Origin of the sequence: Roseovarius roseus, from assembly GCF_043355935.2 — a bacterium.
GTDB lineage: Bacteria > Pseudomonadota > Alphaproteobacteria > Rhodobacterales > Rhodobacteraceae > Roseovarius > Roseovarius roseus.
Genome location: NZ_JBHFPE020000001.1, coordinates 501,101 through 519,209, shown reverse-complemented (window position 1 = coordinate 519,209; position 18,109 = coordinate 501,101). Strand labels below are relative to the sequence as shown.

The window sequence follows — 18,109 nt, the reverse complement described above, 5'->3', positions numbered from 1 at the left end:
CTGCCGGGTGCGGCGTCTCGCCTCTCATCGCGCGCCGCCCATTTCGCGCGGTCCCGTGTAAGCGTCGGCGGCGCCTTGTGTGATCGCCTGCCCCACTTGCGTCAGCACCTCGGCCAGCTGTCCGAACCACCCGTCGCCCGAGGTCGACGCGCGGCGCACAAGGCAGATGGTGCGCCGCGGCTCGGGCGCGTCGAACCGCACAAGGCGGAGGCCGGGCGCGCCGCGCAGTTCTTCCTCGGCGGCGAGTTCCGGCATCAGCGTCAGGCCAAAGCCCGCAGCCACGAGCCGGGTGAGCGTGGCGAGCGACGAGGCACCCATGTCGATCTGGCCGTGTCCCCTGCCCCGCTTGCACGCCTCCAACGCCTGATCGGTCAGGCAGTGACCATCCTCCAGCAGCAGCAATTGCTGCGCGCCCAGATCGTCAGGCCGCAGCGTGCGCACCGCGCTTTGCAGCGCATCCAGCCGCGCGGCGCTGCCGGCCAGCAAGAAGCGATCCTCGAAAAGCGGGCGCGCGATCAGCCCGTCGGCCTCGACCGGCAGCGCCATGACAGCGGCGTCCAGCCGTCCGGCGGTCAGATCGCCAATCAGCCGGTCGGTCTTGGCCTCCTGCACCGAGACATCCATTGAGATATCGCCGCTGCGCAGCCGCTCCAGCACACCGGGCAGCAGATAGGGCGCCAGCGTCGGAATGAGGCCAAGGCGGAGCCGCCCCGAAAGCCCGCCATGCCAGCGCGCCGCATCGCCCATCGCCCGCACGCCCTCGCCCACCGCCTCGGCATGGGTCAGCATCAATCGGCCAAAGGGGGTCAGCACTACGTCGCGCGCGCGCCGTTCAACCAGAGGCTGGCCCAGCGTCGCCTCCAGCTCTCGGATCTGCACCGACAGCGCAGGCTGCGATACGGCTACGGCGGCGGCGGCGCGCCCGAAATGCCGATGCTCGGCCAAGGCGCGAAAATAGGCGAGCTGGCGGAGGGTAACGCTCATAAGGCAATCCTATCGCAACAAGAAGAAACTGCAATTTGCATTTATGGCGCGTAGCGGTCATGATCAATCTGGAATGATTCCAAACGGCCCCCGCCGTGCGGAGAAAACAAACGACACAGACGCGCCGGGACAGACCCGCGCAGCCCAAGGAGGTCCCCATGGACGGCAATCTGAAATGCCCCGTTACATCCAAGAAAAAGCGCACCAATCGTGACTGGTGGCCCGACGCGCTGCCGGTCAACGTGCTGCATCAGCACGGCCGCAGCCCAAACCCGATGGGCGAGGATTTCAACTATGCCGAGGCGTTCAGGAAACTTGACCTCGACGCGGTCAAGGCGGACCTGCACGCACTGATGACCGATAGCCAGGACTGGTGGCCGGCGGATTACGGCCATTACGGCCCCCTCTTCATCCGTATGGCGTGGCACAGCGCCGGCACCTACCGCACCGCAGACGGGCGCGGCGGCTCGAACACCGGCAACCAGCGCTTTGCGCCGCTGAATAGCTGGCCCGATAACGGCAACCTCGACAAGGCGCGCCGCCTGCTCTGGCCGATCAAGAAGAAATACGGCGACAACCTCAGCTGGGCCGATCTGCTGATCATGGCGGGCAACGTCGCCATCGAGTCAATGGGCGGGCCGGTCTTTGGCTTCGGCGGTGGCCGCGCCGACATCTACGCGCCCGAAGAAGACGTCTACTGGGGTGCCGAGACAGAATGGTTGGCAACTTCTGACAAGGACAACAGCCGCTATTACGGTGAACGCGAGCTCGACAACCCGCTTGCGGCGGTTCAGATGGGCCTGATTTACGTCAATCCCGAAGGCCCGGACGGCAATCCCGACCCCGTGGCATCCGGCCATGACGTGCGCGAGACGTTCACCCGCATGGGCGTCAATGACGAGGAAACCGTGGCTCTCATCGCGGGCGGTCATACCTTCGGCAAGGCGCATGGTGCCAATGACCCGATCTATATGGGCCCCGAGCCGGAGGCCGGCGGCATCGAGCAGATGGGTCTTGGCTGGAAGAACAGCCATGAAACCGGCATTGGCGGCCACACTTTGACATCCGGCATCGAGGGCGCGTGGAAGCCCAAGCCGACCACTTGGGACATGGGCTATTTCGACGTCCTTTTCGACAATGAGTGGGTGCTGACCAAGAGCCCCGCAGGCGCACAGCAATGGACTCCCAAAGACCCAAAGCCCGAGCACATGGTCGTCGATGCGCATGATACATCGAAGAAGCATCCGCCGATGATGACGACGGCCGATCTGTCGATGCGTTTTGACACCGAATACGAGAAGATCGCGCGCCGCTTCCACAAGGATCCCAAAGCCTTCGCCGAGGCGTTTTCACGCGCGTGGTTCAAGCTGACTCACCGCGACATGGGGCCGAAATCGCGCTATCTGGGCAAGGACGTGCCGTCCGAGGATCTGATCTGGCAGGATCCGATTCCCACCGCCAACTACGACATGATCGACGCGGGCGACATCAAGACGCTCAAGGCGCAGATCCTGGACAGCGGCCTGCCCGTCAGCGATCTGGTCTTCGTCGCATGGGCGTCGGCCTCGACCTTCCGCGGCTCAGACAATCGCGGCGGCGCCAATGGCGCGCGTATCCGGCTTGCCCCGCAAAAGGACTGGGAGGGCAACGATCCCAAGCGCCTCGCCTCGGTTCTGGACAAGCTGGAGGCGGTCAAGGCCGATTTCGACGGTAAATCCGGCTCCAAGAAGGTGTCGATGGCCGATCTGATCGTTCTGGGCGGTGTCGCAGCCGTTGAGAAGGCAGCGGCAGATGCGGGATACGAGGTGGAGGTGCCCTTCCACCCCGGCCGTACTGACGCCACCGCCGAGCAGACCGATGTCGAGAGCTTCGATGTGCTCGAGCCTATCGTCGATGGCTTCCGGAACTACCAGAAGCAGACATTCAGCGTGAAGGCCGAGCATCTGCTGATCGACCGCGCACAGCTTCTGGGCCTCAACGCGCCCGAGATGGCAGTGCTGGTCGGCGGCTTGCGCGCACTGGACGCCAATCACGGCGGCAGCAAGGACGGCGTTCTGACGGACCGTCCCGGCCAGCTGACGAACGACTTTTTCGTCAACCTGCTGGGCATGGATATCGAATGGCTCTCGACCGATGAAGGTCAGGACCATTTCGAGGCCAAGGACCGCAAGACCGGCGAGCGCCGCTGGACCGGCACGCGCGCCGATCTGGTCTTTGGCTCCAACTCGCAACTGCGCGCCGTGGCCGAAGTCTATGGCCAGGACGATGCAGGCCCCCGCTTTGTCCGCGATTTCGTCGCCGCCTGGACCAAGGTGATGGAGGCCGACCGCTTCGATCTGAAGTGATCCGGTTCTAAACCGAGACTACGAAAGAGCGGGCTTCACGGCCCGCTCTTTTTCTGTCAGCCCCCCGCTGGACGATAGGCGCGCACGCCCATAGGATCGCGGCAGCGAGCGAGGGACAGGCATGGATTGGCAGGCACATCGACGCGAGGCGCATGCTCTCGGGCGGATGCAGGAATTTCTCAAGCAGATCGTCTATGGCGGCAATGACGGCATCGTCACCACCTTTGCCATCGTGGCCGGATTCGCCGGCGCGCAGGCCGATGGCGTAGCGCAGATCGGCGGCGTCGCTGTGCTGGTCTTCGGCCTTGCCAACCTCTTTGCCGATGCGGTCAGCATGGGGCTGGGCGATTTCCTCTCCACCCGGTCGCAGCACGACCTCTACCGCAATCGCCGCGCCAGCGAGATGTGCGAGATCATCGAGGACCCCGAGCATGAGCGCATGGAGCTGTTCGAGATCCTGCGCCAGCGCGGCGTGCCCTCGGGCGAGGCGGATACGCTGACGACCATCGTCGCGCGCCATCCCGATCTGATGGCCGATCTGATGATGACCTACGAATTCGGCATGCTGGACCCGGACGAGGATAGCCCTGCCCTCTCGGGACTGATGACCTTCGCCTCATTCGTCGTGTTCGGCGCGGTGCCACTGGTTCCTTACTTCGTGCTGGAGCCAACCTCGCAGACCTTCTGGCTGTCGGTGTGCAGCACGGGCGCGGCGCTGGTGGCGCTGGGCGTCGTGCGCTGGAACGCCACAGGCGAGCGATTGGTGCGCACGGTGGGCGAGACGGTGATGGTCGGCACCGTCTGTGCCCTCGTCGCCTTCGTCGTCGGCGCGGTGGTGGGCGGCTAGCCGATCATCCCGCCGGCCTCACCAAGGCTTTCATAATGGCGCTTGAGCCGCTGCAGCGCGATGCGCAGCACGATCTTGCCCGAGCGCGCGGACCAGCCCATCCGCTGTTCCGCCTTCTCCAGCCCCTCAAGGTGGCAACAGCAACGCAGAGCGATATCGCCCAGGCCCGGCCCCAGATCATGCAGCGCGCCCTCGACGCGGCGGCGCGCCGCCTCGAAGCCGCGCGCATGACCGCCTGCATTGTCCCCCCCGCCCGGCGTCGTCAAAAAACGGCTCCAGTCCTGCGTCACGCGCGGGCCCATCTGGCTCAGCTCGAAATCTTCGCGCAGACGCTCGCCCGCGCGCACCAGATCCTCGGGGATGAAACGCGTGCCATCTCGGTCGCGCCGCCGCGCCAGTGCCAGAAGCGGGCTCTCATTGGCCGAATAGCGCATACGGCGCGGGGCGGCGACCTCCTCTCGCGCGCTGAAGGGCGCCTGAGCGTCGGCAAAGCCGGAGGCCCGGTTTTCGGCCTCGGCCAAAAGCCCCCCCAGCGCCGCGCGCCCCGCCTTGGTGATGTGATAGCGCGCAAGGCGGCCCGGCGCATCGCAGGCGATCCAGCCCTTCAGGGCCATCGCCTCGGCCACGGCGCGGTCGACCACCGCAGTCCGGGTCGGATCCGCCGCCCCATCGCCGCGCACAACTACCGCCTTTTCCATCTGCGCCGCGACGGCCAGCACCGCCCCCGTCTCGGCGAGGCGGCGCAGGATCCGTCCAGCCTCGCGCATCAGCTGCGCTTCGGTCACTTCGGCCACGTCATTGGCGCTTTCTTGGGGTTTGGCTTTCATGGCAGTCTCCTGATGCAGGGGACCGATCTTTTCTCCTGGAGCGACATGGCAGCCGAGACGGCGCAGCGCCTCGTCCACCATCGGATCGTCGCGGCGGGTCTCGAATTGGCGGATGCGGCGCAGAACCGTCGAGGCATGACAACCGTTCTGCCGCGCCAGGGCACGGATCGACGATCCCTGCTCGGTATGGGCGAGATATAGCTTCGCCCCATGCGGCACCCATGACGGCACGCTGCGCGCACCGACGCTGTCTGTTCCCCGATTCAACATCTCTACCCTTCTTTTGCCTGACCGCGATGTTCCCGGCGGAATTTGGCCCCGCGCCATCGCTGATTATCCACAGACTTATCCACGTCCTTGGATACAACCTATGCGAGAAAAAGTTACCGGTCCGTTAATTGTCAACGTGTTGGCAACATTGGTTGCTAAACGGTAAACAAACTTGAAGTGCAGCGACCGCAGAATCTCCGCTTTGCGCAACACCCGCCATAGTTGTGCCATGAAAAGGCCGCAATTCAGTTCGGAGACCCGTGATGCATGATATCCTGAAAGCCCTCGACACCCTGCGCCGCCCGCGCCTTTTGATCCGCGCGGCGCGGATCGGCGCTGCCGAATACCGGCGCGACGCGCATCTGCGCCGCCATTTCGGCTATGGCGCATTGCCGCGCAGCGCCGCAGCCCTGGAGAGGCTGGTCGAGATGGAAGAAGCGCTGAACCAGCAGCGCCAGATTGGCACGGGCGGCTACTCGGCCACGCGCCATGTGGAAATCCTGATCGCAATGATGGGCGAGGCACGCATCCTGCGCGGCACAGGGGCACACGCGGCCTGAAAAGCGGCCGCGTGCTATCTTGAGAAGCTTACATGAAGGCGTCGGGCATCGACGCCTTTTTCTTGGCCACGTATTCATCCAGCGCATCGGTAATACCCTGATCGAGCGACGGCCGCTGATACGTGTCCAGCATCCGGTGCATGCGCAGATTGGCAAGCGTCATCGTGTCGCGCGCGCCTTCCTCGTCCCAGGTCTCGAAGGGCTTGTAGTCCAGCAATTCGGTGCGCCAGAACGCATCCTTGAAGTTGGCCTGCGTATGCGCACAGCCGAGGAAATGGCCGCCCGGCCCGACCTCGCGCAGCGCATCCATCGCCTGACCGTTCTCGTCCCACTGCACCCCGCGCGCCAGATTGTGCAGAACGCCCAGCTGGTCAGCATCCATCACGAATTTCTCGAAGCCCGCAACCAGCCCGCCCTCCAGCCAGCCGCAGCTGTGCAGCATGAAGTTCACGCCGCCCATCAGCGCCGCGTTCAGCGTATGCGCCGATTCGTAAGCCGCCTGCGCATCGGGCAGCTTGGAGCCGCAGAGCCCACCGCCCGAGCGGAATGGCAGGTTCATCCGGCGCGCCAGCTGACCCGCGCCATATAGGATATGACTCGCCTCGGGTGTGCCGAAGGTGGGCGCGCCCGAATTCATGTCGATGGAGGTGACGAAAGCGCCGAAGATCACCGGCGCGCCGGGGCGCACCAGCTGGCTATAGGCGACGCCCGCCATCACCTCGGCCAGAACCTGCGTCAGCGTGCCGATGACCGACACCGGCGCCATCGCACCGCCCACAATGAAAGGCGAGATGATGCAGGCCTGGTTGTTCTCGGCATACACCTCGAGCGCGCCCATCATCACATCGTCGAAGGTCAGCGGCGAGTTCACGTTGATGAGCGATGTCATCACCGTGTTGTCCTGCACGAACTGCTCGCCAAAGAGGATGCTGCACATATCCACGCTGTCCTGCGCACGACTCGGCTCGGTGACCGAGCCCATGAACGGCTTGTCCGACAGGGTCATGTGGGCATAGAGCATGTCCAGATGACGCTTGTTCACCGGAATGTCCGTCGGCTCGCAGACTGTACCGCCCGACATGTGCAGCCATTTGGACATGTATCCCAGCTTCACGAATTTGCGGAAATCGTCCATCGTCGCATAGCGCCGGCCGCCTTCCATGTCGCGCACGAAGGGCGGGCCATAGACCGGCGCGGTCACGAGGGTGCCGCCGCCGACCTCTATGTTGCGCTCGGGATTGCGGGCATGTTGCGTATAGCGGCTGGGCGCGGTTTCGCACAGCTTGCGGGCAAGGCCGCGGGGGATGCGCACGCGCTCGCCGTCAACATCGGCGCCCGCTTCGCGCCAGCGGTCGAGGGCCGCGGGATTGTCCACCACGTTGACGCCGATCTCTGCCAGCACCGTCTCGGCGTTCTGCTCGATGATCTCCAGCGCCTCCTCGTTGAGCAGCTCATAAACGGGGATATTTCTCTCGATATACTTGGCGGTCTCGACGCTGACGGCGGTCCGCTCGGCGCGGCGGGCGGCGCCTCCGCCCCCACGTGTCCGTCTGCCGGCTGCTGCTTCTGCCATGATATGCCCCTTCGCAATGCTGAGCGCCCCGCGCGCGGGGCCAATTGATGGCCCCTCATATCGCAGCGTCCGCGCACGCCGGCGCCGGTTTGCGCCATTTGCGGGGGGAAAGCGACATGGCCGGCCCTCTTGCGCCGCTGGCCTGCGGCGATGGCGCAAATGACCCTCGGCCTCTTGCGCAAAACCGCGGCGCGGCCTACTAGGCTGGCATGACCGAGATACATCACGAACGCCTTCTTATCATCGACTTCGGCTCACAGGTGACGCAGCTGATTGCGCGCCGCCTGCGCGAGCTGGATGTCTATTGCGAAATCCATCCGTTCCAGAACGTCACCGACGCCTTCCTGGACGAGATGCAGCCGCGCGCCATCATCCTGTCGGGTGGCCCGGCCAGCGTCATGGACGAAGGCTCGCCGCGCCCGCCGATGAAGGTTTTCGAGATGGGCGTGCCCGTTCTGGGCATCTGCTATGGCCAGCAGGTAATGATGCACATGCTGGGCGGCAAGGTGGAGCGCGGTGACGGCACCGCCGAATTCGGACGCGCCTATGTCACCCCGGCCGAGACGCGCATCGACCTGCTGAATGGCTGGTTCCTAGAGGCGCGCGAGCAGGTCTGGATGAGCCACGGCGATCACGTGGCCGCCCTCGCTCCCGGTTTTGAGATCTACGGCACCTCGCCCGGTGCGCCCTTTGCCGTGACCGCCGACCTCGAGCGCCGCTTTTATGCCGTGCAATTCCACCCCGAGGTGCATCACACCCCGAACGGCAAGACGCTCTACCAGAATTTCATCCAGGACGCAGGTTTTACCGGCGACTGGACCATGGCCGCCTACCGCGAAGAGGCCGTGCGCCTCATCCGAGAGCAGGTTGGCGACAAACAGGTGATCTGCGGCCTCTCGGGCGGTGTCGATTCCTCCGTTGCCGCCGTGCTGATTCACGAGGCGATCGGCGATCAGCTCATTTGCGTTTTCGTCGATCATGGCCTTCTGCGGCAGGGCGAAGCGGATGAAGTGGTCACGATGTTCCGCGACCATTACAACATCCCGCTGATCCACGCCGACGAGGCGGAGCTCTTTTTGGGTGAGCTTGACGGCGAAAGCGATCCGGAAACCAAGAGGAAGATCATCGGCCGCCTCTTCATCGATGTGTTCCAGAAATACGCGAACGAAATCGAGGGCGCGGAATTCCTCGCGCAAGGCACGCTCTATCCCGACGTCATCGAATCGGTCAGCTTCTCGGGAGGCCCCTCGGTCACAATCAAGTCGCATCATAATGTCGGCGGCTTGCCCGAAAAGATGGGCCTCAAGCTGATCGAGCCGCTGCGCGAGCTGTTCAAGGACGAGGTGCGCGCCCTCGGCATGGAGCTTGGCCTTCCGGCCAGCTTCATTGGGCGCCACCCCTTCCCCGGCCCCGGCCTCGCCATCCGCTGCCCCGGCGAGATCACGCGGGAGAAACTGGAAATTCTGCGCAAGGCCGATGCGGTCTATATCGACCAGATTCGCAAGCACGGACTTTATGACGAGATCTGGCAGGCTTTCGTCGCCATCCTGCCCGTGCGCACCGTGGGCGTCATGGGCGACGGACGCACCTATGATTTTGCCTGTGCGCTGCGTGCGGTGACCTCCGTCGACGGCATGACCGCGGATTACTACCCCTTCAGCCACGATTTCCTCGGCGAGACGGCGACGCGCATCATCAATGAAGTGCGCGGCATCAACCGCGTGACCTATGACATCACCAGCAAACCGCCGGGCACCATCGAGTGGGAATGAGCCTCGCGCGCGCGATGTATCATTTTTGTGACGCAGGCCGATCACTACGCCTTTGAGAAGTAAGCGCCGCCTCGTATTCCCACCGCCTCATGATAAGCTCCTTACCACTTTGGGAGGAGTGCGAAGATGAAATACAAGACTCTGGCGGCGGCATCGACCCTTGCCCTGACGACTGGCCTGGGCCATGCAGGAAATCTCGATCAGAACCAGACGCCAATAGACATCATATTCCAGCCTGGCAACTATGCCGAGCTGTCCTATACCTTTGTCGACCCCACCGTTACGGGGCGCGATCTGCTGGGTAATTCGATCTCGAATCTAGCCAACAGCTATTCTCTGGTCGGCAGCGGACTCAAATTTCAGCTGACCGATCAGATTTCCTTGGCGCTTTTCCAGGATCAGCCTTACGGCGTCGATGTCCAATATAATGGCGATCCCGCGACCACCCTGTTGGGCCGCACTCTCGCCGACGCGGATACCACTGCGCTGAACATGCTGGTGCGCTATCAGTTCGGCAACGGGATGTCCGTCTATGGTGGCCCCCGCGTCGTCAGGGCCGAGGGCCAGGTGACCCTGTCCGGCCTCGCATATGGAGGACCTCCGGGCACTGCGCTGAATGGCTATAATGTCAATTTCAGGTCCGATCAGGCAGTCGGCTACATTCTCGGCGCGGCCTATGAGATCCCCGACATCGCGTTTCGCGCCGCTCTGACCTACCACTCCGAGGTCGAGCTGGACATGCCGGCGATCGAGACTTTCCCCGGCGGCGGTCCAGTGCTTTCCTTGGGCGAGACCACCACGAAGTTGCCGCAGAGTGTCAAACTGCAGGCCCAATCCGGCATCGCGCCGGATACACTGGCCTTCGGCAGCATCCGCTGGTCCGAATACAGCGTCTTCACGCTGGACCCGCCCAGCGGCCCGGCGCCCAACCTGACTGAGCTGGACGATTCCTGGACCTACGAGCTGGGTATCGGACGCCGCTTTACCGAAAAGTTTTCGGCGCGCATCAGTTACATCTACGAAGATGAGACCGGCAACGACCTCGTCTCGCCCCTGTCGCCGACCAAGGGCAAGCAAGCGGTATCGCTGGGCGGCGAGTATCGCGTGACCGACGCCGTGACCCTTTCGGGCGGCGTGCGCTATATCTGGATCGGCGATGCCATCGCAGAGACCGGCACGCCCGATGCACCGCGCGCGGTCCTCACCGGCAATGACGCCGTGGCTGTTGCCATGAAGATCGGCGTCTCCTTCTGAACAGGTGCGGCAGGGGCTTAGGCCCCTGCCCGCCGCTATTGATTTGACGCGCCCCGCCGTGCTGGCTACGGATTGCACGGCAACAACCGAGGCGCCTCATGCTGTACCCTGACGCTGACACCTGGCGCGCCGCGCCCACGAAACACGTGCTGTTCTATGGCATGTCGGGCCTCGGCAAGACGCATCTCGCGAACATGCTGCGCAGCGCCGGCGGGTGGTTCCACTACTCGATCGACTACCGTATCGGCACGCGCTACATGGGCGAGCTTATTGCAGACAACGCCAAGGCGCACGCGATGCAGGTCCCTTTCCTGCGCGATCTGCTGCTGTCCGACTCGATCTATATCGGGTCGAACATCACCTTCAACAACCTCGCTCCGGTCTCGACCTATCTGGGCAAACCCGGCGATCCCGCCCGCGGCGGCATGCCCATCGCCGAGTATCGCGCAAGGCAGGAGCATTTCCGCCGGGCCGAGATTGCCGCCCTCAATGACACCGGCTATTTCATTGACCGGGCCGTGCGGCTTTATGGCTATCCCAACTTCATTTGCGATACAGGCGGGTCGATCTGCGAATGGGTGGAAGGCAGTGATCCCGCCGATCCGCTGTTGACCGAGCTGTCGCAGCATTGCCTGCTGGTCTATCTGGAGGGCAGCGAGGCGCATACGGCCGAGCTGATCCGCCGCTTTGACTGCGCGCCCAAGCCGATGGCCTACCAGCCCGAGTTCCTGACCCGCGTCTGGGACGAATATCTGCGCGAAAACAAATACGTCGAAGCCGATGTTGATCCGGATGCCTTCATCCGCTGGACCTATGCGCGCGCGCTGGCGCACCGCAAACCGCGCTACGAGGCGATGGCGCCGTGGGGCATCACGCTGACCCCCTCGGACGTCGAAAGCATCACCGATGCGGACAGTTTCAACGCGCGGATCGCGGACGCCCTTGAGCGCCGCGCCGGAGCGCCTACCTAAGCCTTTCCCCGAGAAGGACGACCTGACCCATGCCCATCAAGATCCCCGCCGACCTGCCCGCCTATGACGTGCTCACGCGCGAAGGCGTCATGGTCATGGATGAGGATCAGGCAGCCCGTCAGGATATCCGCCCCCTGCGCATCGGACTGCTGAACCTGATGCCCAAGAAGATCCAGACAGAGAACCAGTTTGCCCGGCTGATCGGCGCCACTCCCCTACAGATCGAGCTAAGCCTCATCCGAATGAGCGAGCATCAGACCAGGAATACCGCCGCCGATCACATGGAGAGCTTCTACCGCTCCTTCGCCGAGGTCGAGGCGACCGACGAGAAGTTTGACGGCCTCATCATCACCGGCGCGCCGATCGAGCATCTGGACTTCCACGACGTGACCTATTGGGACGAACTTAGCCGCGTCTTTGATTGGACACAGACCCATGTCCATTCCACTTTTGGCGTCTGCTGGGGTGGCATGGCGATGATCAACCATTTCCACGGTGTGGGGAAACACATGCTGCCCGCCAAGGCCTTCGGCTGCTTCCGGCATGAGAACATGGAACCCGCCTCGCCTTATCTGCGCGGATTTTCCGACGATATGGTGATCCCTGTTAGCCGCTGGACAGAAATGCGCAAGGCCGAGATCGACGCCGCGCCGGGCCTGACCACCCTGCTTCATTCCAATGAAGTAGGCCCCTGCCTTGTGGAGGATTCGCTGCACCGCGCGCTCTATGTCTTCAACCATTTCGAGTATGACAGCGACACGCTGAAGCAGGAATATGACCGCGATGCCGCCGCCGGCACGCCCATCAACGTGCCCTGCAACTATTATCCCGATGACGATCCCACCAAGGCCCCGCGCAATCGCTGGCGCAGCCATGCGCATCTGCTCTATGGCAACTGGATTTCGATGATCTACCAAACGGTGCCCTACGACATCGATGCCATCGGGATATGATCCCTTGCTCAAAGCCATGATCTATATCGCGATTTTACTGGCCGTTCTAGTCGCCGCCGTTCACATCATCGCCACCCTGCGCGAGAGGCGGGCCGTCGCGGAATACCCGCCCGAGGGGCAGATCCTCGACGTGGACGGCGTTCGGGTGCATGCGGTCGTCATGGGCCCTGAGGCCGGAACTGCCCCGGACCTGGTGCTGATCCACGGGGCCAGCGGGAATACTCGCGACATGACCTTCAGCCTCGCGCCGCGCTTGGCCGAGCGCTATCGCGTCATCGTCTTTGACCGCCCCGGCCTTGGCTATACCGAGCAGATGAACAGGTCAGGCGCGACGCTGCAACAGCAGGCCACCCTTCTACGCGCCGCCGCGGCGCAGCTTGGCGCCGATCGTCCTATCGTCATGGGCCAAAGCTATGGCGGCGCGGTCGCGCTGGCCTGGGCCGCAGAATACCCCGAGGATGTAGCGGCCCTGATCCCCGTGGCCGCGGCGTCCAACCCTTGGGACACCGGCCTTGGCACCTTTTATCAGATTACCTCATCCGGATTGGGCCAGGCGCTGGTCGTGCCGCTGATCACGGCCTTTATCCCGGAATCGGTCGTCACCTCCTCGGTCGAGGCGGTGTTCGAGCCGCAGAGCGCGCCCGACGGCTATGCCGGGTCCATCGCGGCGCCCCTCACCCTGCGCCGCGTGTCGCTGCGCGCCAATGCCGATCAACGCGCCAACCTTCTGGGCGAGATCAAACAACTGGTCCCGCAATACGCGCAGATCACCGCCCCGACCGAGATCCTTCACGGCACCGCCGATACCACCGTGGGCCTACAGATCCACTCCGCCAAGCTGGTCGATCAGATCGCGGGTGCGACCCTCACCCGCCTCGAGGGTATGGGTCATATGCTGCAGCACGTGGCCGAGGATGCCGTTGTCGACGCCATTGACCGCGCGGCAGCACGCGCCGGGCTGTAGCGCAGTGATTGCACCCTAGCCCCCGCCGCCCCATACTGGGCCGACACGGGAGAGACCGCCCTCATGAGCCTTCCTTTTGACGGTGCCATCAGCGCCTTTTTCCACAGCGACGACGCCGCGCATCTGCGCGAAGCGATCCATAGCGCCGAAAAGAACGACATCATTGGCCCGGATTACCCCTATGACCGCCGCATGAAGCGCAAAGCCTATGAAAAGCAGTTCGACCTCCTGCAGATCGAACTGGTCAAGATGCAGTCCTGGATCAAATCCAGCGGCGCGCGCATCGCCACCGTCTTCGAGGGGCGGGATGCCGCCGGCAAGGGCGGCGCGATCAAGCGCACCCATCTCAACCTCAATCCGCGCGGCGCGCGCGTCGTCGCCCTGCCCAAACCATCAGATACCGAGGCGACAGAGTGGTATTTCCAGCGCTACGTGGATCATCTGCCCGCCGCGGGCCAGATCGTCTCTTTTGACCGCAGCTGGTATAATCGCGGCGTGGTCGAGCATGTCTTCGGCTTTTGCACCGAGGCCGAGCGCGCCCTGTTTTTCGATCAGGCCCCCGCGTTCGAGAAGATGCTGGTGCAGGACGGCATCATCCTGCTCAAGTTCTGGCTGAACGTGGGCCGGGCCGAGCAGTTGCGCCGCTTCCTCGCGCGCGAGAGCGACCGGCTCAAGCATTGGAAACTCAGCTGGATCGACGTCGAAGGCCTCAAGAAATGGGACGCCTATTCCGAGGCCATCACCGAAACCCTGGCCCGCACCCAAACCAGCCACGCCCCCTGGACCGTGATTCGCGCCGATGACAAGCGTCGCGCGCGTCTTGCGGTCATGCGGCACTTGCTGAACGCGGTGCCGTACGAGGGCAAGGATCCCGAGGCCATCGGCCCGGTCGATGGCAAAATCACCGGCGGCCCCGCCCTCTGGTCCGACGGCAAGATCGATTAAGTGGCAAAGCGCGGCTATCATCATGGCAATCTGCGCCAAGCCCTCGTCGAGGCCGCTCTGGAACTGATCGAAGCCAAGGGCCCGACAGGCTTTACGCTGTCAGAGGCGGCCGCCCGCGCTGGCGTGACCCCCGCCGCCGTCTACCGCCATTTCAGCGGCCGCGAGGATCTGATCGCCGAGGCGGCACTGCAAGGTTACGAGATGTTCGGCGCGCTGATGGAGCATGCCTATAACGGCGGCGCCCCGTCGGCGCTTGCCGCGTTCGAGGCGACGGGCCGCGCCTATCTGGCCTTTGCCCGTAAGCACCCCGGCCATTACATCGCCATGTTCGAAAGCGGCATCTCGGTCAACCGCACGCCCGAACTTGCCGCCGCCGCCCTCGCCGCGCGGCGCGTCCTCGATTCCGCCGCTGCCCAGCTTTGCCAACACATCCCCGAGGGTCAGCGCCCGCCTGCCACGATGTTCTCCGCCCATATCTGGGCCATGAGCCACGGTGTGGTCGAACTCTTTGCGCGCGGCGCGCCCGGCACGGCCAGCCCGTTCGCACCCGAGGATCTGCTGGAATCGGGCATCGGCATCTACCTGCGAGGGCTGGGGCTGATCCCGCAGGACGGCTGACACCCGTCTAAGCGCGGCCTCGTCAGCGCGCGCCGTAGCTTTCCGACAAGAGTGCCGCGAGGCCAAGCGCACCGGCGACAGACAGATGATTCGTATCGTGGTAGAGAGACAGGCCATCGCGCATCCACGCATAATTGCCGCCCTCGGCAAAATGATCGGCCAGCATCAGAACCTCGGCTCCATGCGCTGCCGCCTGCCGCGCCAGAACCTCATCCACGGCGTGGCTGAAAGCCTTGAACGTATCCTGTGCCACGAAGCTGCCTTCGAATTTCTGCGCGGCCTGCTCCCATTCCAAGCCCGACAGGATCGACTGCTCGATCATCGTCTGAGCAATCACGTGCTGCAGTGGCACCTGCCCCACAAGGACGACCCGCACCCTAGCCTTTTGGTAATATTCCAGCGTCCGCGCCAGCGCCGCTTCGAAATTGGCGAGCCGCTGCTCCGAGCGTACCTGCTGCGCACCAAAGCTCTCCGCCAGCGCATAGGTTGGCTTGCTGTCAGCGTATTCACCGGACGCATAAAGGCTCCACCGCGCGACCAGATAGACGGTCCCGATGTCTCGCGCGACGACAGTTTCTGCGGCTTGGCGCATAAACTCATGGCAGTCCCGCGAATAGGTGTCGCCCTTTGCTAGATAGACCCCGAGAAGGGGTGGGCAGGCACCCTGCGCCGCCAACTGCACCTCTACCCCGTGCTCCTCGGCCATCAGCGCAAAGCCGGGCTGCAGCGCCTTGGCATGACTGTCGCCCAGGACGGCTACCCGGGGATAGGCGGCTGTGCCGCCCGCGCCGTGTTCCGGGCGGTACATTGCGCAGAGCTCCTCTTCGATCTGCCCGGTGCCGTCAAGACATTCCGAGCCAACCCGCTCGGTCAGCAGCTGAGTTCTCATGGCAGTGGTGACGCCGGGCGCCATGTGTTCGAGACGACTCGGATAGCCGTCCGTTGCCACCCCCGAAAAACCCAATGCGGCAAAGCCCGCGATCCCTGCTGCACTGACGCTCAGCAAGCCTCGGCGCGTCGCCAGCAGACGGCGTCGGCGAAACGGTGTCTCGACATAGCGCATTGTCAGCCAGGCCAGCAGCAGCGTGACCAGCGACAAAAGCGCCATGACCCACAAAGGCGGCTCGGCGATGCTGCGAATTCGGGTAAAGGCAAAAAGCGGCTGATGCCACAGATAGGCGCTGTAACTGACAAGCCCGACCCAAACCATCGGCCCCACGCTCAGCGCGCGCGCAGCCCATGTGCCCGTGTCTGCGAAGAGTATCACCAGCGCAGACCCGATGATGGGAACCAGCGCATAGACCGACGGAAAAGGTGTCGCCTCCGAATAATTAAACACCGCCCAGAGGATTAGCCCCAGACCCGCCAACGCTGCAATGTCACTTCGCATCCGGGGCCGTGCATAGAGGACTGCGGCACAGATCGACCCTGCCAAAAGCTCCCACAGGCGAGAAAAGGTGAAATAGAAGTTCTCTCCGGGATAGTTGCGCCACCCCCATTCTGCCAGCGCCAGCGACAGAATCGACAGGATCAGAAACACACCAATGAATTTGGCACGCGCGAATGCACCCAGCGGCAGCAAGACCAGCGGAAAGAGCAGATAAAACTGCTCTGCCACCGCCAGGCTCCAGGTGTGCAGTAGCGGACGAAGGGCCGAGCCAATGTCGTAGTAGGATGACTTTTCCAGAAAATGAATGTTCGAGATGAAGAGCGATGCAAAGGCGCCGCTGCGCGCATAGTCATCGAAGGGGCCGGGCGCCAACCAGCGCCATGCGAACGGAATGGTGCAGAGCATCACGAGAAAAAGCGCGGGCAGAATGCGGCGCGCGCGGCGCTCGTAGAAGTCCAGTAGCGAATAGGTGCCAGCCTCACGCTCGGAGATGAGAATGGTAGTGATCAGGTAGCCGCTGATGACGAAAAAGACATCGACGCCGACATAACCGCCGGCAAAGGGCGCGAATCCTGCATGAAAGAGGATGACCGGAATGACCGCGACCGCGCGCAATCCGTCGATTTCAGGCCTGTAACGCATGAGGCAAGAGAATCCAGCAGTTAGGAAGGCGCAGCGCAGGCAGACACCCGATGGCAAAAGAGGCGCGGCGGTTTCCCCGTCGCGCCCCTTTCCATGTTGTGGTGGTCCAAGTGCGTGTTAACGCTTGGAGAACTGGAAGCTACGGCGGGCCTTGCGGCGGCCGTATTTCTTGCGCTCAACGACGCGGCTGTCGCGGGTCAGGAAACCTGCCGCCTTCAGCGCACCGCGCAAGCTGGGATCATAGAGCTGCAGCGCCTTCGAGATGCCGTGCTTGACCGCACCGGCCTGGCCCGAAAGACCGCCACCGACGACCGTGGCCATCACGTCGAACTGATCCTCGGTCCCCGAGATCGTGAAGGGCTGGCGCAGGATCATCTGCAGAACCGGACGCGCGAAATACGTGTTCAGCTCCTTGCCATTGACGGTGACCTTGCCGGAGCCGGGCTTGATCCAGACGCGGGCGACCGCGTCCTTCCGCTTGCCGGTCGCGTAGGAGCGGCCCAGCTCGTCGCGGACGGGCTCGCGCGGGGCAGCCTCCTGAACGGGGGTGCCGGTTGCCACGGCGGAAAGTTCTTCGAGGGAGTTGATTTCGTCAGCCATCAGTAAGCCACCCGCGTGTTCTTGGAGTTCATGTTTTTGACGTCCAGCACCTCGGGGCTTTGCGCCTCGTGGGGGTGATCGCCGCCGGCATAGACGCGCAGATTGGTCATCTGCGTGCGGCTCAGGCGGTTGCCCGGCAGCATGCGCTTGACCGCCTGCATCACGACGCGCTCGGGGAATTTCCCTTCGAGGATCTCGCCCGTGGTGCGCGATTTGATGCCGCCCGGATGGCCGGTGTGCCAGTAGTTCGGCTTGTCACGCTTCTTGCCGGTCAGTTGGACCTTCTCGGCGTTGATGACGATGACGTTGTCGCCCATGTCCATATGGGGGGTGAAACTGGCCTTGTGCTTGCCGCGCAGGCGCATGGCGATAACCGAGGCAAGACGGCCCAGCACGACGCCTTCGGCGTCGATGATGATCCATTTCTTGTCGATATCCGCCGGTGTCGCTGAGAATGTCTTCATGACCGCAGAATCCTTGATTACGTCGAACGAGATGCAAGCTGGGCCTGCCCCTTGGTGATGGGCGGGTTATATAGCAGGCGCATGCCGCGTCAACACGCGCTTACACCGATTTATATAGCAAAAACAATGG

Annotated in this window: 16 protein-coding genes; 10 read left to right on the top strand and 6 right to left on the bottom strand. The window is 63.5% G+C overall.

Annotation, left to right across the window (positions count from 1 at the left end):
• Window positions 1–24 precede the first annotated feature (24 nt).
• Window positions 25–984 carry a hydrogen peroxide-inducible genes activator gene (locus tag ACEWPL_RS02665; protein ID WP_393934718.1) on the bottom strand — a complete coding sequence of 320 codons (960 nt, stop codon included), beginning with the start codon at window positions 982–984 and terminating at the stop codon, window positions 25–27.
• Between the two features lie 158 nt (window positions 985–1,142).
• On the opposite strand from ACEWPL_RS02665, the gene katG reads away from it, so the two are divergent.
• Both katG and ACEWPL_RS02655 read left to right on the top strand, forming a co-directional pair.
• Window positions 1,143–3,329 carry a catalase/peroxidase HPI gene (gene katG, locus ACEWPL_RS02660; protein WP_393934720.1) on the top strand — a complete coding sequence of 729 codons (2,187 nt, stop codon included), beginning with the start codon at window positions 1,143–1,145 and terminating at the stop codon, window positions 3,327–3,329.
• Between the two features lie 121 nt (window positions 3,330–3,450).
• Window positions 3,451–4,176 carry a VIT1/CCC1 transporter family protein gene (locus ACEWPL_RS02655; protein WP_393934722.1) on the top strand — a complete coding sequence of 242 codons (726 nt, stop codon included), beginning with the start codon at window positions 3,451–3,453 and terminating at the stop codon, window positions 4,174–4,176.
• Here ACEWPL_RS02655 and ACEWPL_RS02650 read toward each other — a convergent pair.
• Entirely contained in the window at window positions 4,173–5,273 is a 1,101-nt protein-coding gene (locus ACEWPL_RS02650) for a DUF6456 domain-containing protein (RefSeq protein ID WP_393934724.1), read from the bottom strand. The two genes, ACEWPL_RS02655 and ACEWPL_RS02650, sit on opposite strands and share 4 nt — an antisense overlap.
• Window positions 5,274–5,536: 263 nt before the next feature.
• Between ACEWPL_RS02650 and ACEWPL_RS02645 the strand changes: the two genes are divergently transcribed.
• The gene (locus ACEWPL_RS02645; protein WP_393934726.1) at window positions 5,537–5,833 is read left to right on the top strand and encodes a DUF6477 family protein; all 297 of its coding nucleotides are present in this window, start codon (window positions 5,537–5,539) and stop codon (window positions 5,831–5,833) included.
• Between the two features lie 28 nt (window positions 5,834–5,861).
• Here ACEWPL_RS02645 and ACEWPL_RS02640 read toward each other — a convergent pair whose 3' ends face one another.
• A complete protein-coding gene (locus tag ACEWPL_RS02640; protein WP_393934728.1) occupies window positions 5,862–7,406 on the bottom strand; it encodes a trimethylamine methyltransferase family protein in 1,545 nt (514 codons plus the stop codon).
• 209 nt (window positions 7,407–7,615) lie between these two features.
• On the opposite strand from ACEWPL_RS02640, the gene guaA reads away from it, so the two are divergent.
• The 7 genes from guaA (at window position 7,616) to ACEWPL_RS02605 (ending at window position 14,883) form a co-directional block, all read left to right on the top strand.
• Window positions 7,616–9,178, top strand: coding sequence for a glutamine-hydrolyzing GMP synthase (gene guaA / locus ACEWPL_RS02635; protein ID WP_393934729.1), 1,563 nt, complete (start codon window positions 7,616–7,618; stop codon window positions 9,176–9,178).
• 126 nt (window positions 9,179–9,304) lie between these two features.
• Window positions 9,305–10,432 (top strand): OmpP1/FadL family transporter, encoded by a 1,128-nt coding sequence (locus tag ACEWPL_RS02630; RefSeq protein ID WP_393934730.1) that lies wholly within the window; start codon window positions 9,305–9,307, stop codon window positions 10,430–10,432.
• A gap of 98 nt (window positions 10,433–10,530) precedes the next feature.
• On the top strand, window positions 10,531–11,403 hold the full coding sequence (locus ACEWPL_RS02625; RefSeq protein WP_393934731.1) for an ATPase: 873 nt from the start codon (window positions 10,531–10,533) through the stop codon (window positions 11,401–11,403).
• 29 nt (window positions 11,404–11,432) lie between these two features.
• The gene (gene metA / locus ACEWPL_RS02620) at window positions 11,433–12,356 is read left to right on the top strand and encodes a homoserine O-acetyltransferase MetA (RefSeq protein WP_393934732.1); all 924 of its coding nucleotides are present in this window, start codon (window positions 11,433–11,435) and stop codon (window positions 12,354–12,356) included.
• 4 nt (window positions 12,357–12,360) lie between these two features.
• A complete protein-coding gene (locus ACEWPL_RS02615; RefSeq protein ID WP_393934733.1) occupies window positions 12,361–13,320 on the top strand; it encodes an alpha/beta fold hydrolase in 960 nt (319 codons plus the stop codon).
• A gap of 63 nt (window positions 13,321–13,383) precedes the next feature.
• The gene (gene ppk2, locus ACEWPL_RS02610) at window positions 13,384–14,265 is read left to right on the top strand and encodes a polyphosphate kinase 2 (protein ID WP_393934734.1); all 882 of its coding nucleotides are present in this window, start codon (window positions 13,384–13,386) and stop codon (window positions 14,263–14,265) included.
• Window positions 14,266–14,883 (top strand): TetR/AcrR family transcriptional regulator, encoded by a 618-nt coding sequence (locus ACEWPL_RS02605; protein WP_393934735.1) that lies wholly within the window; start codon window positions 14,266–14,268, stop codon window positions 14,881–14,883.
• 22 nt (window positions 14,884–14,905) lie between these two features.
• Here the strand turns inward: ACEWPL_RS02605 and ACEWPL_RS02600 are convergent, their stop codons facing one another.
• The 3 genes from ACEWPL_RS02600 to rplM all read right to left on the bottom strand — a co-directional run bounded on the left by ACEWPL_RS02600 (window position 14,906) and on the right by rplM (window position 17,979).
• Window positions 14,906–16,915: an acyltransferase family protein gene (locus tag ACEWPL_RS02600; RefSeq protein ID WP_393934736.1), complete on the bottom strand. Its 2,010-nt coding sequence runs from the start codon at window positions 16,913–16,915 to the stop codon at window positions 14,906–14,908.
• Window positions 16,916–17,032: 117 nt separating this feature from the next.
• Window positions 17,033–17,515 carry a 30S ribosomal protein S9 gene (gene rpsI, locus ACEWPL_RS02595; RefSeq protein ID WP_393934737.1) on the bottom strand — a complete coding sequence of 161 codons (483 nt, stop codon included), beginning with the start codon at window positions 17,513–17,515 and terminating at the stop codon, window positions 17,033–17,035.
• Window positions 17,515–17,979 carry a 50S ribosomal protein L13 gene (gene rplM, locus ACEWPL_RS02590; RefSeq protein WP_393934738.1) on the bottom strand — a complete coding sequence of 155 codons (465 nt, stop codon included), beginning with the start codon at window positions 17,977–17,979 and terminating at the stop codon, window positions 17,515–17,517. The genes rpsI and rplM overlap by 1 nt, the downstream gene beginning before the upstream one ends.
• Window positions 17,980–18,109: the final 130 nt, after the last annotated feature.

What these genes read in the sequence shown, in the direction of transcription:
- ACEWPL_RS02665 (WP_393934718.1), bottom strand. Translation starts at nt 984, where the DNA reads ATGAGCGTTACCCTCCGCCAGCTCGCCTATTTTCGCGCCTTGGCCGAG.
- katG (WP_393934720.1), top strand. Translation starts at nt 1,143, where the DNA reads ATGGACGGCAATCTGAAATGCCCCGTTACATCCAAGAAAAAGCGCACC.
- ACEWPL_RS02655 (WP_393934722.1), top strand. Translation starts at nt 3,451, where the DNA reads ATGGATTGGCAGGCACATCGACGCGAGGCGCATGCTCTCGGGCGGATG.
- ACEWPL_RS02650 (WP_393934724.1), bottom strand. Translation starts at nt 5,273, where the DNA reads ATGTTGAATCGGGGAACAGACAGCGTCGGTGCGCGCAGCGTGCCGTCA.
- ACEWPL_RS02645 (WP_393934726.1), top strand. Translation starts at nt 5,537, where the DNA reads ATGCATGATATCCTGAAAGCCCTCGACACCCTGCGCCGCCCGCGCCTT.
- ACEWPL_RS02640 (WP_393934728.1), bottom strand. Translation starts at nt 7,406, where the DNA reads ATGGCAGAAGCAGCAGCCGGCAGACGGACACGTGGGGGCGGAGGCGCC.
- guaA (WP_393934729.1), top strand. Translation starts at nt 7,616, where the DNA reads ATGACCGAGATACATCACGAACGCCTTCTTATCATCGACTTCGGCTCA.
- ACEWPL_RS02630 (WP_393934730.1), top strand. Translation starts at nt 9,305, where the DNA reads ATGAAATACAAGACTCTGGCGGCGGCATCGACCCTTGCCCTGACGACT.
- ACEWPL_RS02625 (WP_393934731.1), top strand. Translation starts at nt 10,531, where the DNA reads ATGCTGTACCCTGACGCTGACACCTGGCGCGCCGCGCCCACGAAACAC.
- metA (WP_393934732.1), top strand. Translation starts at nt 11,433, where the DNA reads ATGCCCATCAAGATCCCCGCCGACCTGCCCGCCTATGACGTGCTCACG.
- ppk2 (WP_393934734.1), top strand. Translation starts at nt 13,384, where the DNA reads ATGAGCCTTCCTTTTGACGGTGCCATCAGCGCCTTTTTCCACAGCGAC.
- ACEWPL_RS02600 (WP_393934736.1), bottom strand. Translation starts at nt 16,915, where the DNA reads ATGCGTTACAGGCCTGAAATCGACGGATTGCGCGCGGTCGCGGTCATT.
- rpsI (WP_393934737.1), bottom strand. Translation starts at nt 17,515, where the DNA reads ATGGCTGACGAAATCAACTCCCTCGAAGAACTTTCCGCCGTGGCAACC.
- rplM (WP_393934738.1), bottom strand. Translation starts at nt 17,979, where the DNA reads ATGAAGACATTCTCAGCGACACCGGCGGATATCGACAAGAAATGGATC.